Source organism: Streptococcus pseudoporcinus LQ 940-04 (assembly GCF_000188035.1).
Taxonomy (GTDB): Bacteria; Bacillota; Bacilli; order Lactobacillales; family Streptococcaceae; genus Streptococcus; species Streptococcus pseudoporcinus.
Genome location: NZ_AEUY02000005.1, coordinates 608361 through 626223 on the forward strand (window position 1 = coordinate 608361; position 17863 = coordinate 626223).

The window sequence follows — 17863 nt, forward strand, 5'->3', positions numbered from 1 at the left end:
CTCCCTATTAGAATTTCAATCCGTTTTCACGAGCTGCATCAGCTAAAGCTTTAACACGTCCGTGATAGAGATATCCACCGCGGTCAAACACCACTTCAGAAATACCTTTAGCCACTGCACGTTCAGCAACAAGTTTGCCGACTACAACGGCTTGTTCAGTTTTTGTTCCTTTTGAAACGTCTTTATCAAGAGTTGATGCGCTTGCGAGCGTTACACCCGCTACGTCATCAATTACTTGAGCGTAGATGCCTGTATTAGAACGAAATACGTTCAAACGTGGGCGTTCTGCAGTTCCAGAGAGTTTACCGCGGACACGACGATGGCGTTTTTGGCGGATTTTATTTTTATCTGGTTTAGAAATCACAATTTTCACCTCTTAATTTTTAAACATTTGTTTTATAACAAATCAGCAGTTATTTCATCTAATGACCAGAAAGTTCTGATCAGGTCAATGAAATCATTATTTACCAGTTTTACCCTCTTTAAGGCGTACATATTCACCAACATAACGAATACCTTTACCTTTATAAGGTTCTGGTGAACGTAAGCTACGAATATAAGCAGCAGTTTGACCAACTTTTTCTTTGCTAATGCCTTCAACAGTGATTGAAGTTGGGTTAGCAAGTGAGAAAGTAATCCCTTCTGGTGCTTCTACTTCGTCTTGGTGAGATTTACCAACTGAAAGAACTAATTTGTTTCCTTGAAGTTGAGCACGGTAACCGACACCCTTCATTTCAAGGTCTTTTTTAAATCCTTCAGAAACACCTTGTACCATGTTATTCAACAAAGCACGAGTTGTTCCATGGATTGTTTTCATTTCTTTAGAGTCATTAGGGCGCACAACTGTAATTTCTGCACCTTCAACTTTAATTTCAATGTTTTTGTTAAACTCACGAGTGAGTTCTCCTTTAGGGCCTTTAACTGTTACGACATTGTTATCGTTTTTTAGCTCAACTCCTGCAGGAATAACAATAATTTTATTACCAATACGTGACATGTTTTCTTTTCTCCTGTTAAATTATCAAGCCATTGGAGGCTAGTTTTCACGGGGCGTTAGGCAGAATGAGATACTTTCAATTATTATTTCAAAATTGAACACGGACTAAAATCCTCGTGAAAAAGATAGGCTTCCTTGAAGCATGAAGACTTCAACGTCAGCCTCCTATTTTCATACGGATTTTTACGTCCTTTGTATCTTGGTTTTACCAAACGTATGCAATAACTTCTCCACCAACATTTTTTTGGCGTGCTTCTCTATCAGTCAAAAGACCTTCAGAAGTTGAAATGATTGCAATTCCAAGTCCGTTAAGAACTTTAGGAACATCTTCACGTTTTGTGTAAACACGAAGACCCGGTTTTGAAATACGTTTTAAGTTAGTGATTACGCGTTCGCCATTTTGACCATATTTAAGGAAGACACGGATGATACCTTGTTTATCGTCTTCAATAACTTCAACGTTTTTTACAAAACCTTCACGTTTAAGGATTTCAGCAATCCCTTTTTTGATGTTTGAAGCTGGAACTTCTAACACTTCGTGTTTAACTTGGTTAGCGTTACGAATACGTGTTAAAAAGTCAGCAATTGGGTCAGTCATAACCATTTTATATTTCTCCTCTTACTAGCAGTTTGATTTTATCACTTGCTAGTTAATGTGCCCGAAGGCAAGCGATACATTGTATCAGCAGTATTCTAGTATTAATTGCACAAATAATTACTAGTTATTTTCAAATTACCAAGAAGCTTTTACAACACCTGGAATTTGACCTTTGTAAGCCAATTCACGGAAGCAAACACGGCAAAGTTTGAACTTACGGTAAACTGAATGTGGACGGCCACATTTTTCACAGCGAGTATAAGCTTGCGTAGAGTGTTTCGCAGGACGTTTGTTTTTAGCAATCATAGATTTTTTAGCCAATTTATTTACCCCCTATTATTTTGCAAAAGGCATTCCAAGGCCTTTAAGCAATTCACGTGATTCTTCGTCAGTATTTGCAGTAGTGACGATTACGATATCAAGACCACGTACTTTATCAACATCATCGAAGTTGATTTCTGGGAAGATAAGTTGTTCTTTCACACCAAGTGTATAGTTACCACGACCATCAAATGATTTAGTTGGTACTCCGTGGAAATCACGAACACGAGGAAGTGAAACGCTAACTAATTTGTCTAGGAATTCGTACATACGTTCGCCACGAAGAGTAACCTTCGCACCGATCGCAACACCTTCACGAAGACGGAAGCCAGCGATTGATTTCTTAGCTTTAGTAATAAGTGGTTTTTGACCTGAAATAAGCTCTAATTCTGCAGCAGCTTTTTCAAGGTTTTTTGCGTTAGAAACAGCATCACCAACACCCATGTTAAGAACAATTTTCTCAACACGTGGTACAGCCATTACTGTAGAGTAATTGAATTTCTCTGACAACGCAGGGATTACTTCGTTAGTATATTTTTCTTTTAAACGATTTGCCATTATGCTTCTCCTTTCCTTCGTGATTAATCAAGCACTTCGCCTGATTTTTTGCTGTAACGAACTTTTTTGCCGTCAACAACTTTATAACCAACACGACCAGCTACACCATTTTTGTCAAGTACTTGTACGTTTGACACGTGGATTGGTGCTTCTTTTTCAACAATAGCACCTTGAGGGTTTTCTGTGTTAGGTTTTTGGTGTTTTTTGATCATTCCAACACCTTCAACAACAACTTTATTGACTTTTGGAAGAGCTTTAAGAACTACTGCTTCAGTCCCTTTGTCTTTACCAGCAATAACGCGAACTTTGTCGCCTTTTTTTACAAACATTTGAGTTTTTCTCCTATTAATTTCTTACGCCCTTTGGGCACCCTAGGAAAACCTAGGGGACTTAGTTTGTTTAATTATTTAAAATTAAAGTACTTCTGGTGCAAGTGAAACGATCTTCATGTAGCCACCTTCACGTAATTCACGTGCAACAGGGCCAAAGATACGAGTTCCGCGAGGAGTTTTATCGTCACGGATGATTACTGCAGCGTTGTCGTCAAACTTGATATATGAACCGTCTGGACGGCGAGCACCAGTTTTTGTACGAACGATAACTGCTTTCACAACATCACCTTTTTTAACTGCTCCTCCAGGAGTAGCTTGTTTTACAGAAGCAACGATCACGTCACCGATGTTAGCGAATTTACGTCCTGAACCACCAAGTACTTTGATAGTCAAGATTTCACGGGCACCGCTATTATCAGCAACTTTCAAGCGAGTTTCTTGTTGAATCATTTCAATTTTCTCCTTTTAGTTTGATTAGATAATAACAGCTTTTTCCAATACCTCTACAAGACGGAAACGTTTTGTAGCTGATAGTGGACGAGTTTCCATGATACGAACAATATCGCCTTCTTTAGCAAGGTTGTTTTCGTCATGTGCTTTATATTTTTTTGAATAGTTGATACGTTTACCATAGACTGGGTGGTTACGTTTTGTTTCAACTATAACAGTGATTGTTTTATCCATCTTGTCAGATACGACACGTCCAACAAGGGTTTTACGTTGATTACGTTCCATTATTAGAATTTCTCCTTTCCCAATCTATTATTTCATTTCAGTTTGCACAGTTTTAATACGTGCAATTTGCTTTTTAACTTCGTTTAAGCGAGCAGTTTGATCAAGTTGACCTGCTGCAGCTTGAAAACGAAGGTCGAAAAGTTCTTTCTTGAGTTCGTTTTCTTTTTTAGCAAGCTCTTCTTGAGACAAGCCACGAAGCTCAGCAACAAACTTTTTGATTTCTTCAAGTTTCATGTCTTCTCCTTATTCTGCTTCGCGTTTTACGAATTTAACTTTAACTGGTAATTTATGGCCAGCAAGGCGGAATGCTTCACGTGCAACTTCTTCAGAAACACCAGCGATTTCGAACATTACTTTACCACGTTTAACTGGTGATACCCAACCTTCAGGTGCACCTTTACCAGAACCCATACGAACCCCGATAGCTTTAGCAGTGTAAGATTTATGAGGGAAAATTTTAATCCAAACTTTACCACCACGTTTCATATAACGAGTCATTGCGATACGAGCAGCTTCGATTTGGCGGTTAGTAATCCATGAGCTAGTTGTAGCTTGAAGACCGTATTCACCGAATGATACTTCTTTTCCACCTTTTGCTTCACCACGCATTTTCCCACGGAACTCACGACGGTGTTTAACACGTTTAGGTACTAACATTTGTTATTTGCCTCCTTTAGTGTTTTTACGAGCCGGAAGAACTTCACCACGATAGATCCAAACTTTAACACCAAGTTTACCATATGTAGTGTCTGCTTCTTCCCAAGCGTAATCGATATCTGCACGAAGTGTATGAAGAGGAACAGTTCCTTCTGAATATCCTTCAGCACGAGCGATATCTGCACCGTTCAAACGACCTGAAACCTGAGTTTTAATCCCTTTAGCCCCAGCACGCATTGTACGTTGGATTGCTTGTTTTTGAGCACGACGGAAAGCAACACGTTGCTCAAGTTGACGAGCAATATTTTCACCAACAAGATGAGCGTCAAGATCTGGTGATTTGATTTCAATAATGTTGATATGAACTTGTTTTCCAGTTAATTTGTTAAGTTGAGCACGAAGCGTATCAACGTTTGCTCCACCTTTACCGATAACCATGCCTGGTTTTGCAGTGTGTAATGAAACGATAACTTTGTTGATAGCACGTTCAATTTCAATTGTAGAAACTGATGCTTCTGCTAATTCTTTTTGAATGAATTTACGGATTGAAAGATCTTCATGAAGGTAATCCGCGTATTCTTTTTCAGCATACCATTTTGCATCCCAGTCACGGATGATCCCGACACGCATACCAATTGGATGTACTTTTTGACCCACGATTTTACCTCCTTATTTTTCTGATACAACTACAGTTACGTGAGTTGTACGTTTATTGATTGGTGAAGCTGAACCTTTCGCACGTGGACGGAAACGTTTCATTGTAGGTCCTTCATTTGCGAATGTTTCAGATACTACCAAGTTAGCTTTTTCCAAACCAAAGTTATTTTCTGCGTTTGCAATTGCTGAGTTAAGAGTTTTCTCAATAACACGAGCTGCTTTGTTTGGAGTGAATTTTAAGATTGCGATTGCGTCAGCAACGTTCTTACCACGGATAAGATCAAGTACTAAACGTGTTTTACGAGGTGAAACACGGACTGTACGAGCCATTGCTTTAGCTGAAGTAATTTCTGCCATTGTGTCCTCCTCCTATTAACGACGTGTTTTCTTGTCGTCAGCTGCGTGACCTTTGTAGGTACGAGTTGGTGCAAATTCACCAAGTTTGTGACCTACCATGTCTTCTTGAATGTAAACAGGTACATGTTTACGTCCATCATAAACTGCGATTGTATATCCGATAAAGCTTGGGAAAATCGTTGAACGACGTGACCAAGTTTTAATTACTTTTTTCTTTTCGTCATTTGCCTGAGCTTCAACTTTTTTCATCAAATGCTCATCGACGAAAGGTCCTTTTTTAAGACTACGTCCCATTTTGTAGTATTCTCCTTTAAATAATGTACCACAGCGGCTTGGGAGCCGGAAAGAAATCCTATCATCTTGTTCATTGCTCTGCCCCGCACAGTTGATTAAGAGTTTCGACCTAGCTAAGCTAACAGAAACGTCAATCAACCACTACATCAAACTGACAGCGCTATTGAACTATGTGTGGGAATTTAAATCCTCAACTAACCCTACCGAGTTGGCGGAAGCGATTTAAGAATTTAGAAAATCTATTATTTATCGTTACGACGACGTACGATAAGCTTGCTAGATTTTGCTTTCTTATTACGAGTTTTAAGACCAAGTGCTGGTTTGCCCCATGGTGTCATTGGTGATTTACGTCCAACTGGTGCCTTACCTTCACCACCACCGTGTGGGTGATCGTTAGGGTTCATTACAGAACCACGAACTGTTGGGCGGATACCTTTCCAACGGTTACGTCCTGCTTTACCAATGTTAACAAGTGATTGTTGCTCATTACCAACTGAACCAATTGTTGCACGACAAGTTCCAAGAATCATACGTACTTCACCTGATTGAAGACGAACAAGTACATATTTACCTTCTTGGCCTAATACCTGAGCAGAAGCTCCAGCCGCACGAACAAGTTCTCCACCTTTACCAGGTTTCATTTCAATGTTATGGATAACTGTACCAACTGGGATATTAACAAGTGGCAATGCATTACCAACTTTAATATCAGCATCTGGACCGGAAACGATACGTTGACCTACTTCAAGACCTTTTGGTGCAATAATATAAGCTTTAACACCATCAGTATAGTTAACCAATGCAATATTTGCAGTGCGGTTTGGATCATACTCGATAGTTTTAACAATTGCTTCAACGCCATCTTTATTACGTTTGAAGTCAATCATACGGTAATGACGTTTATGACCGCCACCTTGGTGACGAACAGTGATACGACCATTGTTGTTACGACCAGCTTTGTTTTTAAGAGAAACAAGCAATGATTTCTCAGGTGTGCTTGTTGTAATTTCAGCAAAATCCAAAGAAGTCATGTTACGACGGCCATTTGTCGTTGGTTTATAAACTTTAATACCCACGTTATTTCCTCCTTAGATTATTCAGCTTCTGCTGCGAACAACTCGATTGCTTTAGAATCAGCTGTAAGAGTGATGATAGCTTTTTTTGTTTTTGAAGTGAAGCCTGTGTAACGACCAACGCGTTTTGCTTTTGGTTTAACGTTGACAGTATTCACGCTAGCCACTTTAACTCCTTCAAATGCAGCTTCAATAGCTTGTTTGATAAGGAGTTTGTGTGCACGAGTATCAACTTCAAAAGTGTATTTACCTTCTTCAAGTGCATACATTGATTTTTCAGTGATAACTGGTTTTTTAATTACGTCATACAAATTCATTATGCAAGAACCTCCTCAATTGTAGAGATTGCTTCTTTAGTAACAAGAAGTTTATCGCTATTTACAATATCAAGAACACTTGCAGTTGTTGCAGTTGCAACTTTAACGTTTGGAAGGTTACGAGCAGATAATGCTGCAAATTCATTTCCTTCTTCAACGATAACAAGTACTTTTGTATCGATACTTAGCGCTGAAAGAACTTTTGCAAATTCAGCAGTTTTTGGCGCTGCAAATGAAAGGCCTTCTACAGCTACGAATTTATCTTCAGCAACTTTTGCTGAGTAAACTGATTTCAAAGCTAGACGACGAACTTTTTGTGGAAGTTTGTATCCGTATGAACGAGGCGTTGGTCCGAAGACAACACCACCACCACGCCATTGTGGTGAACGGATAGAACCTTGACGAGCACGTCCAGTTCCTTTTTGGCGCCACGGTTTACGTCCACCACCAGATACTGCTGAACGGTTTTTAACCGCGTGAGTACCTTGGCGAAGGCTAGCACGTTGGCTGATTACAACATCAAAGACAACTGATTCGTTTGGTTCGATTCCGAAGATAGCATCGTTTAATTCAACTGAACTAACTTCTTTACCAGTTTGGTCAAATAGTTTTACGTTTGCCATTTTAACTGTTTTCTCCTTTCTGATTATTTAGCAGCTTTAACTGCTGATTTGATAGTGATAAGAGATTTCTTAGCACCTGGTACATTACCCTTAATAAGGATAACGTTTTTCTCTGGAATCACTTGGACAATTTCAAGATTTTGAATTGTAACACGATTTCCACCCATACGTCCTGCTAAGTGTTTATTTTTGAAAACACGGTTAGGCGCAACAGGTCCCATAGAACCTGGACGACGATGGTAACGAGAACCATGGGCCATAGGGCCGCGTGATTGTCCGTGACGTTTGATAACACCTTGGAAACCTTTACCTTTTGAAGTACCCGTTACATCAACAACATCTCCAGCTTCAAATGTGTCAACAGTGATTTCTGCACCAACTTCTAAGCCTTCAATGTTTTTGAATTCACGAATGAAGCGCTTAGGAGCTGTGTTAGCTTTTGCTACATGGCCTTTGGCAGGTTTGTTGCTCAATACTTCACGTTTATCATCAAAACCAACTTGTACTGCTTCATAGCCATCTGTTTCAACAGTTTTAACTTGAAGTACAACGTTTGGAGTTGCTTCGATGACAGTAACAGGGATAAATTCACCTGATTCAGTGAAGATTTGAGTCATTCCCACTTTTTTCCCTAAGATTCCTTTTGTCATGAGAAAATATTTCCTTTTCTTATTTTATTTCAAAAAGTTTTTAATGAGCGTTTTTCGTGCTCAAAAAAGTTTTTTACGAGCGTTTTTTGTGCTCCAAGCAAGATACAAAGGGCGTCAAACTCAAAATGAAAATAGGAAATCTGACACAGAAACTTCAGTTTCAAGGAAGATTTATCTTTTTCACGTAGAGTTTTGCTCGTGTTCAATTTCCATTAAACACTAACTGTACTTGCAAAATCTCACCGATTAAAGTTTGATTTCTACGTTTACACCACTTGGTAAGTCCAATTTCATAAGAGCGTCTACAGTCTTTTGAGTTGGGTTCACAATATCGATAAGACGTTTGTGAGTGCGCATTTCAAATTGTTCGCGAGAATCCTTATATTTATGAGTCGCACGAATAATTGTGTAAAGACTACGTTCTGTTGGAAGTGGAACTGGTCCAGCTACTGCTGCACCTGTACGTGTTGCAGTTTCAACGATTTTTTCTGCCGCTGTGTCAAGAGTACGGTGTTCGTACGCTTTCAAACGGATACGGATTTTTTTATTTGCCATCTTTTCTCCTCTCGTCTATTTACGATAATAGGCTAGCTCCCCGAGAAAACCAACACGTGTTGCGTGGCAATGCAACCGAGCGTGTCGCAACCTCTCGTATCATAGCTACAGCTGTAATTTTTACAGCACCATAGTATAATAACAGATTTACCTTTGCTTTTCAAGTACTTATAGAGAAAGAATCATAAAAAGTTTCAATTTGCGTTGAGATACTAGAAGCTAAACAAACCTATGAAGAGTTAAGTTTTTGGAAATACCGCAAGTTTCAAGATTAATCAATAACTTCTATAAACACTATAAGATCAGTAATCATAGACCTTTTTATTGCCGACTACAACAAAAAAGATTGAAGAAAATGATCCAAATGGGACTCTTTCTTCAATCTGAAGTTTCAATTTATAGTGAAACCCTTTTTCTTTTATCATATACTTTTTTTAGAATTAACCATCTTGTCAGATTATCCAAGGCTGTCGCCAACCATACCCCTTCTAAACCAAGCTTAAACTGAACCCCAAGTAGATAACCAGCTATAATTCTAATAAACCACATCCCAATACTTGTCGCATAAAAAGGCAACTTAGCATTTCCCAGTCCTTGCCATAATGCGGTGTAAACCAATGTCCCTGAAGTAGCCGGTGCACTTAATAATGAAAAAAGAAGAACAACCTCAGCAGCCTTATAGGCCTTATAATTAACTGTAAACAAAAGGATTAGTAAAGGAGCAAATAGAAAAACAAGAAAACTAAAGACTACCATCAATAAGGTAGATAACATAAACGCATCTCTAATAAACACATGAATCTGATCTTCTTTTTGACTTCCTACAAGATTAGCAACTAGGATCACAGAAGCCGTCGCAACGGCCATACCCGGCATATAATTAAATTGACTAATGGTTTCCCCAATCGCATTTCCAGCTAAAACTGCTGTCCCAAAGCGAACAACAATCATTAAAATCAGCAGATCTCCTAGGCGCATCATTAAGCGCTCCCCAGCTGCTGGTAGTGCCAATGAGAAGATCTCCCAATCGATTTCAAAGGTCATTGACTTTATAATCTTTTTAATAGGAAGAAAACTCGCTAAAATGATAATTCCAATCAGTCTAGAAAGGACCGTAGACCAAGCTACACCCATAATACCAAAGTGAAAAATATAAATGGATAAAGAAGATAAAATAGCATTTAAAAGATTGGTCAAAAAACTAACATACATAGGGAGCTTACTCATCCCACGCACTCTTACAATAGTACCTAAACTAGTCAATAAGCCTAAACTAAGAATCATTCCCCCAACAACAGAGAGGTAATCATAACCAATTTTGACAAGGTCACCATGAGCACCAAGTAACCTAAGAATAAAAGAGCCCAAAAAAAGATTAAAGAGACCCAAGAACAGGGACAGTAACAGCGTCACCATGATAGCCTTGGCCATATATTCTATTTCTTTAGTCTCATTTTTTTGACCAATACTACGCGCCAAAAGGCTGGATATGGCTGAGCTAAGAGCAATGAAAAGTGCCTGGTAAACCGTAATCACGTTATTGGCTATAGCCACGCCAGAAACCGCTATTAATGAGATTTGTGCTACCAAAAAGTTATCAACAAATCCCATCAACATTTGTAAAAGGTTTTCCACCATGGCTGGTAAGGCTAATCTTAAAATCTTCCTTCTATTTAACACATTCATATAAACCAACAAAGAAGCGATCAGCCGCCCCTTAGACTCCTAAATAATTCTCAACTGCACCTTGCATATCTTTGGTTTCAACCAAGGTCTCATGTAAAACAGGTGCTTGATTAAGCGATTTCACTGCATCTGGAATAGCAACTTTAGATATTGCTTCTAATTGTTTCACAGCTTCAAAATCATCAGTTAAAGATTGACCATTAATAGATTCGACTACCACTCGTGGAAACTTGTACGGACTAGCGGTAGACGCCAGGATCGTCGGCTGCTCATCTCCTGTTTTTTGTTGATAACGTCGATAAACCGCTGAAGCAACCGCTGTGTGAGGATCAATAACATAGGCATCAGATTCAAAAATGGCCTTAATTTCAGCTTCAGTTTCAACTTCAGTTGCAAAACCAGCTTCAAAAACATCCAGTATTTCCTGCTTAACAGCTTCTAAGCGGTAGTGACCATTAGTTCTCAGGTCGTTCATCAAAATCTTCGTTTTCTCAGCATTATTATCTAGTAGATGAAAAATCAAACGTTCCAAGTTAGATGACACCAAAATATCCATTGACGGGCTACTTGTCACCTTAAAATTCCGTTTCTTATTATAAACTTGGTTCGCAAAAAAATCTGTCAAGACATTATTTTCATTTGACGCACAGATTAACTTAGCTATCGGTACCCCTATTTCTTTTGCATAATAAGCAGCTAAGATATTACCGAAGTTACCAGTTGGAACCGCAATGTTAATCAAATCACCATCTGCAATGCTGTGCTTTTTCACGAGTTGCGCATAGGCATACACATAGTAAACTACCTGAGGGATTAAGCGCCCAATATTCATGGAATTGGCTGAAGATAATTGCATACCCTTATCTAATAACTTGTCCGCTAAGAGTCTATCATTGAACATGCGCTTAACCTCTGTTTGAGCATCGTCAAAATTGCCATCAATAGCCACAACATGAACATTCTTCCCTTTTTGGGTTGTCATCTGCAATTCTTGAATCTTGCTAACACCATTTTTAGGATAAAAAACAATAATTTCCGTCCCAGGAACATCCGCAAAACCAGCCATAGCTGCCTTACCTGTATCTCCAGAAGTTGCTGTTAGAATCACAACTTTGTTTGAAACCCCTTGCTTTTTAGCCGCTATTGTTAGTAAGTGTGGCAAAATTGATAAAGCCATATCTTTAAAAGCAATGGTTGAACCATGGAATAATTCCAAATTGTGGTAGTCTTTAAGAGTCACAAGAGGAGCTATTGTCCTAGTATCAAACTTTTGATCATACGCCGCAGCAATACAATGGTCTAACTCTTCTTCTGTAAAGTCGTCAAAGAAGGCTGCCATAACTAGTTTTGCTACTTCTTGATAAGTTGCCTCTTTCAGTTTGTCAAAATTCAAGTCAAGCTTTGGTAGAGCTAAAGGTGTAAATAAGCCCCCATCGCTGGCAAGCCCACTAAGGATAGCCTGACTAGCGCTTACACGATTATTAGCGTCTCGAGTTGATTGATAAATTAATCCCATAAGTTTTCCTCATCTTTGCATGTCTTTTTGCTATTGTACCATAAATTAAAGGAATTAGGAGGGAAGCTTAAGCAAAAAGGAGGCTCTGTCTAGCCAACAGAGCCTCCTTTTGCATTAATTTATCCAGCGAGAGTCTGTGCCCGCTATGCCAATCCAGACAAGTGCTAAAAGGTTATAAAACCGTTCAGCCATAATCCTTACCTCCTACAATTAACTTAAAATGTCAGCTATATTATAACGCTAAGTAGCTGAAACGTAAATAGAATAATAGCATGTTTACAAATAAAACAAGGGAAAATACCCAGAAAATAAGGAAACTGGGTATTTTGTATTACAGAAAACAAATTAAGATTTACTTGAGACGCCCTGGTCTTTCACCGTAACCATAGTAGGCATCAGCCATAATTTCTTTCATATCAGCCACTAAAGGCAAGCGTGGGTTGGCTGGTGAACACTGATCTTCATAAGCAAGAAGTGCAATTTCATGTAAACTATCCATCCACTCTTTTTCATCAATACCTTGATCTTTAAAGTTCATCTTGATGCCAACACGTACACCTAGGTCATAAATAGCCTGAGCATAGGAAGCTACTGCTTCTTCCGGAGTTGAACATGGTAAGCCTAACATGCGAGCAATGTCTTGATATTTTTCATCTGCTTTCCAGTAGTTGTATTTTGGCCACGTTGACGTTTTAGCTGGGCGAGTACCATTGTAACGAACAACATAAGGAAGCAAAATAGCATTTGTACGTCCGTGGATAGTGTGATGAACCCCGCCAATCTTATGCGCCATTGAGTGGCTCATACCTAGGAATGCGTTCGCAAAAGCCATACCTGCCATTGTTGAAGCATTATGCATTTTCTCACGAGACTCAAAGTCAGAATCTTTAACAGAGCGTTCAAGGTTTTCAAAGACAATTTTTATCGCTTGAAGGGCAAGACCATCTGTAAAGTCATTTGCCAATTGTGACACATAAGCTTCTGTTGCATGTGTCAAGACATCCATACCGGTATCCGCAGCAATAAATCCTGGAACCGTTAGTACCAATGCTGGGTCAACAATAGCAATAGTTGGTGTCAATGAATAGTCAGCGATAGGGTATTTACGATTATTTTGCTTATCAGAAATAACAGCAAACGGTGTTACTTCTGAACCAGTTCCTGAAGTTGTTGGAATAGCAATGAATTTTGTTTTCTTACCAAGTTCAGGGAATTTAAAGGCACGCTTACGGATATCCATGAACTTTTGAACGAGATCACGGAAATCAACTTCTGGTTGCTCGTAGAATAACCACATTACCTTCGCAGCATCCATTGGTGAGCCACCACCAAGTGCAATAATAGTATCAGGCTTAAAGGTACGCATTAATTCAGTACCTTTTTGAACAGTTGAGATATCTGGATCAGGTTCAACATCTGCAAAAATTTGGTAAACAACTTTATTCCGACGAAGATCAAGTTGTTCAATAATTTTATTTAAGAACCCAAGCTCAACCATTGCATGGTCTGTTACAATCATTACACGTTCAACATCGCGTGCTTTTTGTAAATACTGAATAGAATCACGTTCGAAGTATGTTTTTGAAGGAACTTTAAACCACTGCATATTATTTCTACGTCTTCCTACTTTTTTGATATTTAAGAGGTTGATAGCACTCACGTTATCACCCACTGAGTTACGTCCATAAGAACCGCATCCTAAGGTTAATGATGGGATAAATGCATTATAAACGTCACCAATACCACCAAATGTTGAAGGTGAATTCCAAATGATACGCATTGCTTTCATTTCTGTTCCAAAACGTTTAGCAAGTTCTTCATCTTTAGTATGGATCGCAGCTGAGTGACCAAGTCCGTTGAACTCAACCATTTGACGAGCTTTTTTGAGACCATCTTCAGTTGAATCAGACTTCAGCACAGCAATAACAGGAGACAGTTTTTCACGAGTTAAAGGTTCTTTAATACCAACCTCTGCACACTCAGCTGCTAAAATATTTGTTCCTTCCGGAACTTTGAAGCCGGCTTGTTCAGCAATCCAAACTGCTGGTTTACCTACAATATCAGCATTCAGTTTGGCACCAGCACAGTCTTTGCTGTTTGCTTTAACACCAAAACAGAATTCTTCAAGAAGGGCTTTTTCCTTTTTATTAACAAAATAAGTTTTGTATGATTTAAATTCTTCAACAAAGTCATCGTAAATCTCTTTATCAATGATAACAGCTTGTTCAGAGGCACAAACCATTCCATTATCAAATGATTTAGACATAACAATATCATGTGCTGCCTGACGAATATTTGCTGATTTTTCCACGTAAGCAGGAACATTACCAGCTCCTACACCAAGTGCAGGTTTACCGCATGAGTAGGCTGCACGAACCATAGCATTACCACCAGTTGCAAGGATAGTTGCAATACCATCATGATTCATCAAAGCTCCGGTTGCTTCCATTGATGGTTTTGTAATCCACTGGATACAGTTTTCAGGAGCACCCGCTGCAATAGCTGCATCACGGACGATTTGTGCCGCATGAGCTGAAGACTCTTGAGCTGATGGGTGGAAGCCAAAAACAATTGGATTACGGGTTTTCAAAGCAATCAGTGATTTAAAAATTGCTGTTGAAGTTGGATTTGTTGTTGGAGTAACCCCACAGATAACTCCTACCGGTTCAGCAATTAAGGTTAGACCCGTAGTATCATCTTCTTCAATAATCCCAACTGTTTTTGTATGACGCATATTATTAACAACATGCTCACATGCAAACAAGTTTTTAGTTGCTTTATCCTCAAAAACACCCCTACCAGTTTCTTCAAAAGCATGCATTGCAAGAATTCCATGAGCATCAAGAGCTGCAACAGAAGCTTTAGCTACAATATAGTCAACTTGCTCTTGATTAAGTTTTCTGAACTCGTTTAAAGCAACAAGTCCTTTTTGAACCAACTCATCAACATGCTTTTGTGCTTCTTCAACCTTTTGTTCAGGTGTCAATTTTGTTTCAACCATCATATTCTCCTCTTAATGATACAACTTGTTAAAAGTTTCACAATTTATTTACAAAAATTATTATACCACAAAAAATAAGTTTGTAAATAGTTTCACAATAAATTTGTGAAGTTTTTTTCAAACTTTTTTTCTGTAAAAAAATAAGACCCTTTATAGGCCTTATTTTGCGCGTAATTTAGCTGCTTTTTCGACTGTATTTTTTATTGTAGTAACATATAATTCAGCACCTTTTGTGTCAGTATTACTATAATGGACACCATCAGTCCCCACCCAAATATCTGGATTAGCAACAGCTTCTTTATACCAATCAGCAACCGTCACATAAGAATATTTCTTAGCTAACGTAAGCTCATAATTACGAACTTCAGCAACTTGCGTTAAGTTATTGGCATTATATGGGGATACAACCACTAAACGACTTCCTTTAGGGAGATCTTTAATAAAGGCTTGTAAGTCAGATTTGTAATTATCTAAAGAGTTCACACCAACCGCTAGGACAGTTGTTTTGGATAAAGAGTGACTCTTGATACGATTATCAAGAATTTCATAGGCCTGCGAGAAATTACGACTAACAGCTGCATCTAGCTGTGCTGCTGGCATAATTTTAGTAAAAGCCGCTTGCGACCTTAGCGCAACCGAGTCCCCAATGATACTGATATCACTTAAAGCATTTGCGTCACCAGCCGCCAAAGTATGCGTTCGATTCATACTACTTTGACTCTGCTGTAAACCACCGACCAACAAATCTGTTTCAAATTTACCAACGGTTGGCGCTGTTATGCTTCTACCCAAAGTGATTAATAATAAGGCTAACGCTCCTAGCACAAACCATTTTACATAGGGCTTCAAATCTATTTTTAAACCAAAAAGTTTTGGTGTTTTCCCAGCAATTAATGGTTCGATTACATAATATGATAAAGAAGCAAATAAGAAAGAAAAGAAAGTCGTCAGGATAACAGCTAGCCAATGAGACATCAATTGTGTAAAAATGATATAAAAAGGCCAATGAAAAAGGTAGACGCCGTAGCTAACATCAGCAATATAGGTAACGACTCTAGGTTCCTCAAGATTAGGCGTTTGATCATGTAAGACCCTTGCCGCATAAATCATAACTGCTGTGAAAAGACTAGCAAGGACGAAACCAAACAGGTAAGTGATGATGTGATTAAAATTTAAAGACAAAGTTAAAAGAAAGAGCAAGGCAAAAGCTCCCCCCATAACCCCAATCACATATTTCCGAGGCCATAACTGAGTATTTTTTTGAAAACGAATTGTTGTATCCTTAATACCTGAAATGGTTGCAAACATGGAACCTATAAAAAATGGAAAAACATGAGCAATACTTGAAAAATAAATTAAAGAAAAGTTATTAACGAAGAATGCCCGAGCAAACATTGTCACAAAACTAATTAAAAAGAAGCCAGCAGAAACGGCAAAAAGCAAGCCCCTGAACTGCTTATCCTTATTTTGTTGTTGTCCTAAGTACCACACTAGCAAGCCCCACACAAGATAGAAATGAACTTCGATGGCTAGGCTCCAAGTGTGAACAAAAAGATGAGGTATAAATTGACTCTCGTAACTACTGCCTGTCCAGATTTCATAAAGATTAGTTGTAAAACCAAGAGTAGCAGCTACTTGATGACCAATACTTGCCACAAAATCTGATTTAACTAAAAAGGTGAATGGCATTACCAAAAGAACCATAAGAACTAACGGAGGTACAATGCGATAAAAACGTCTCCGATAAAAACCTATTAAATCAATTTTATTATTTTTAGAGTACTCATCAATTAAAAGGGCCGTAATCAGAAAACCAGAAAAGGTAAAGAAGATATCAACACCGATGAACCCTCCAGGAAAGCTATTCTTAAAGAAGTGGTAGAGTAAAACAAGAAGTAGCCCCGTTACCCTAATAAAAGAAAACCATTTTATTTTCATTTTTGATAAATCCCCTGTTTGAAGGTTCCTTTATAAACCTTACTATTTTTTGCCTTTAAAACACCTTTACCATCAGCTTGGCCATTTTTAAAACGACCACTATAAGACCAGCCGCTACTTGCTTTGTAAGTTCCCAGTCCACTAAATTGACCATCACGAAAATCACCACTATAAGTATCTCCATTACCATAGGTCAATTTCCCCTTACCATTCATACGATGATTGAGCACATACCCTGTATATGTAATCCTTCCATGATCATAAGTTAGAGCCACCTTAGCGCGATGGTGTAAGGCAAAGACCGACAGCCCACAAACCACTAAAATAATGACCGTAATAATTTCTAATTTTGCTCTAGTAATAGTTAACTCTTGAATGAATGCCTTTATTTTTTCCATGACCAATTTCAACTCATACCTTTGTTATAATTTATTGTGTCAAGCCATTCTTGACACCCTTTTAGCACTAAACGATAGGTTTCTTCAAAATCACCCGTATACCAAGGATCTGGTACTCCGTCATAATTAAAAAGAAAGACTTTATCATCCCATTGTCCTGCAGACAATTCTTGCAAATCAGCTACATTGTTCCGATCCATGCCTATAATGTAGTCAAAGGTTGCCAAATCTTCCTTAGTTACCTGTTGAGACTTTTTATTAGAATTATAGGGAATAGCATAGTTTTTCAGAATGTTCTGCGTTCCAGGGTGAATAGGATTTCCTTGCTCCCAATTAGAAGTGCCACGACTTTCAACAACTATCTCATCATCTTCAACCAGAGATTTCATTACAAATTCTGCCATTGTGCTTCTGCAAATATTTCCTAAGCAAACAAAACAAACTTTTTTCATGTCAAAACACCTCCTTTTTATTATAACAAAATATCATCAAAGCACCGAAAAAACTCATTATTATTTTCAATTTTTTCAAAAAAATCTACTTTTTTACTATTCTATTATTATCACACTTTTTAAAACTTTTATAAGATTACTGATGATT

General features: G+C 38.4%; 24 protein-coding genes. All 24 read right to left on the reverse strand.

From position 1 onward, the window contains the following. Positions 1-7 precede the first annotated feature (7 nt). Entirely contained in the window at positions 8-364 is a 357-nt protein-coding gene (gene rplR / locus STRPS_RS04265) for a 50S ribosomal protein L18 (RefSeq protein WP_003046068.1), read from the reverse strand. A 96-nt stretch (positions 365-460) separates the two neighbouring features. Continuing rightward, positions 461-997, reverse strand: coding sequence for a 50S ribosomal protein L6 (gene rplF, locus STRPS_RS04270; protein WP_007891875.1), 537 nt, complete (start codon positions 995-997; stop codon positions 461-463). A 205-nt stretch (positions 998-1202) separates the two neighbouring features. Next, positions 1203-1601 carry a 30S ribosomal protein S8 gene (gene rpsH, locus STRPS_RS04275; RefSeq protein ID WP_007891840.1) on the reverse strand — a complete coding sequence of 133 codons (399 nt, stop codon included), beginning with the start codon at positions 1599-1601 and terminating at the stop codon, positions 1203-1205. Between the two features lie 129 nt (positions 1602-1730). Further along, a complete protein-coding gene (locus STRPS_RS04280) occupies positions 1731-1916 on the reverse strand; it encodes a type Z 30S ribosomal protein S14 (RefSeq protein ID WP_002987746.1) in 186 nt (61 codons plus the stop codon). 15 nt (positions 1917-1931) lie between these two features. Then, positions 1932-2474, reverse strand: coding sequence for a 50S ribosomal protein L5 (rplE, locus tag STRPS_RS04285; protein ID WP_003082717.1), 543 nt, complete (start codon positions 2472-2474; stop codon positions 1932-1934). A 23-nt stretch (positions 2475-2497) separates the two neighbouring features. Then, positions 2498-2803, reverse strand: a complete 306-nt coding sequence (gene rplX, locus STRPS_RS04290; RefSeq protein ID WP_007891837.1) for a 50S ribosomal protein L24 — start codon at positions 2801-2803, stop codon at positions 2498-2500. A gap of 84 nt (positions 2804-2887) precedes the next feature. Further along, positions 2888-3256 (reverse strand): 50S ribosomal protein L14, encoded by a 369-nt coding sequence (rplN, locus tag STRPS_RS04295; protein WP_000615920.1) that lies wholly within the window; start codon positions 3254-3256, stop codon positions 2888-2890. A gap of 24 nt (positions 3257-3280) precedes the next feature. Next, complete coding sequence (gene rpsQ, locus STRPS_RS04300; protein WP_003085717.1) at positions 3281-3541, reverse strand: 30S ribosomal protein S17; 261 nt, start codon at positions 3539-3541, stop codon at positions 3281-3283. Positions 3542-3568: 27 nt separating this feature from the next. Further along, positions 3569-3775, reverse strand: coding sequence for a 50S ribosomal protein L29 (gene rpmC / locus STRPS_RS04305; RefSeq protein WP_003084036.1), 207 nt, complete (start codon positions 3773-3775; stop codon positions 3569-3571). Between the two features lie 9 nt (positions 3776-3784). Then, positions 3785-4198 carry a 50S ribosomal protein L16 gene (gene rplP, locus STRPS_RS04310; RefSeq protein WP_003086024.1) on the reverse strand — a complete coding sequence of 138 codons (414 nt, stop codon included), beginning with the start codon at positions 4196-4198 and terminating at the stop codon, positions 3785-3787. 3 nt (positions 4199-4201) lie between these two features. Then, entirely contained in the window at positions 4202-4855 is a 654-nt protein-coding gene (gene rpsC, locus STRPS_RS04315) for a 30S ribosomal protein S3 (RefSeq protein WP_003084368.1), read from the reverse strand. A 12-nt stretch (positions 4856-4867) separates the two neighbouring features. Next, positions 4868-5212 (reverse strand): 50S ribosomal protein L22, encoded by a 345-nt coding sequence (rplV, locus tag STRPS_RS04320; RefSeq protein ID WP_000818141.1) that lies wholly within the window; start codon positions 5210-5212, stop codon positions 4868-4870. Positions 5213-5227: 15 nt separating this feature from the next. After that, a complete protein-coding gene (gene rpsS / locus STRPS_RS04325) occupies positions 5228-5506 on the reverse strand; it encodes a 30S ribosomal protein S19 (RefSeq protein ID WP_000533765.1) in 279 nt (92 codons plus the stop codon). A 242-nt stretch (positions 5507-5748) separates the two neighbouring features. Beyond that, positions 5749-6582, reverse strand: a complete 834-nt coding sequence (gene rplB / locus STRPS_RS04330) for a 50S ribosomal protein L2 (protein WP_007891777.1) — start codon at positions 6580-6582, stop codon at positions 5749-5751. 17 nt (positions 6583-6599) lie between these two features. Then, positions 6600-6896, reverse strand: coding sequence for a 50S ribosomal protein L23 (locus STRPS_RS04335; RefSeq protein WP_003098637.1), 297 nt, complete (start codon positions 6894-6896; stop codon positions 6600-6602). Further along, positions 6896-7519, reverse strand: coding sequence for a 50S ribosomal protein L4 (gene rplD, locus STRPS_RS04340; RefSeq protein WP_007891655.1), 624 nt, complete (start codon positions 7517-7519; stop codon positions 6896-6898). The genes STRPS_RS04335 and rplD overlap by 1 nt, the downstream gene beginning before the upstream one ends. Before the next feature lie 23 nt (positions 7520-7542). Next, positions 7543-8169, reverse strand: coding sequence for a 50S ribosomal protein L3 (gene rplC, locus STRPS_RS04345; protein WP_003084890.1), 627 nt, complete (start codon positions 8167-8169; stop codon positions 7543-7545). 246 nt (positions 8170-8415) lie between these two features. Then, a complete protein-coding gene (gene rpsJ, locus STRPS_RS04350) occupies positions 8416-8724 on the reverse strand; it encodes a 30S ribosomal protein S10 (RefSeq protein ID WP_007891872.1) in 309 nt (102 codons plus the stop codon). A gap of 396 nt (positions 8725-9120) precedes the next feature. Continuing rightward, a complete protein-coding gene (locus tag STRPS_RS04355; protein ID WP_007892006.1) occupies positions 9121-10410 on the reverse strand; it encodes an MATE family efflux transporter in 1290 nt (429 codons plus the stop codon). 31 nt (positions 10411-10441) lie between these two features. Further along, on the reverse strand, positions 10442-11926 hold the full coding sequence (gene thrC, locus STRPS_RS04360; RefSeq protein WP_007891767.1) for a threonine synthase: 1485 nt from the start codon (positions 11924-11926) through the stop codon (positions 10442-10444). Positions 11927-12278: 352 nt separating this feature from the next. Continuing rightward, on the reverse strand, positions 12279-14927 hold the full coding sequence (adhE, locus tag STRPS_RS04365) for a bifunctional acetaldehyde-CoA/alcohol dehydrogenase (protein ID WP_007891658.1): 2649 nt from the start codon (positions 14925-14927) through the stop codon (positions 12279-12281). 159 nt (positions 14928-15086) lie between these two features. Then, the gene (locus STRPS_RS04370; protein WP_007896538.1) at positions 15087-16865 is read right to left on the reverse strand and encodes an acyltransferase family protein; all 1779 of its coding nucleotides are present in this window, start codon (positions 16863-16865) and stop codon (positions 15087-15089) included. Next, positions 16862-17263 (reverse strand): MORN repeat-containing protein, encoded by a 402-nt coding sequence (locus STRPS_RS04375; protein ID WP_007891657.1) that lies wholly within the window; start codon positions 17261-17263, stop codon positions 16862-16864. Before STRPS_RS04375 ends, STRPS_RS04370 begins: the two co-directional genes overlap by 4 nt. A gap of 8 nt (positions 17264-17271) precedes the next feature. Next, entirely contained in the window at positions 17272-17715 is a 444-nt protein-coding gene (locus tag STRPS_RS04380; RefSeq protein WP_007891874.1) for a low molecular weight protein-tyrosine-phosphatase, read from the reverse strand. Positions 17716-17863 lie beyond the last annotated feature (148 nt).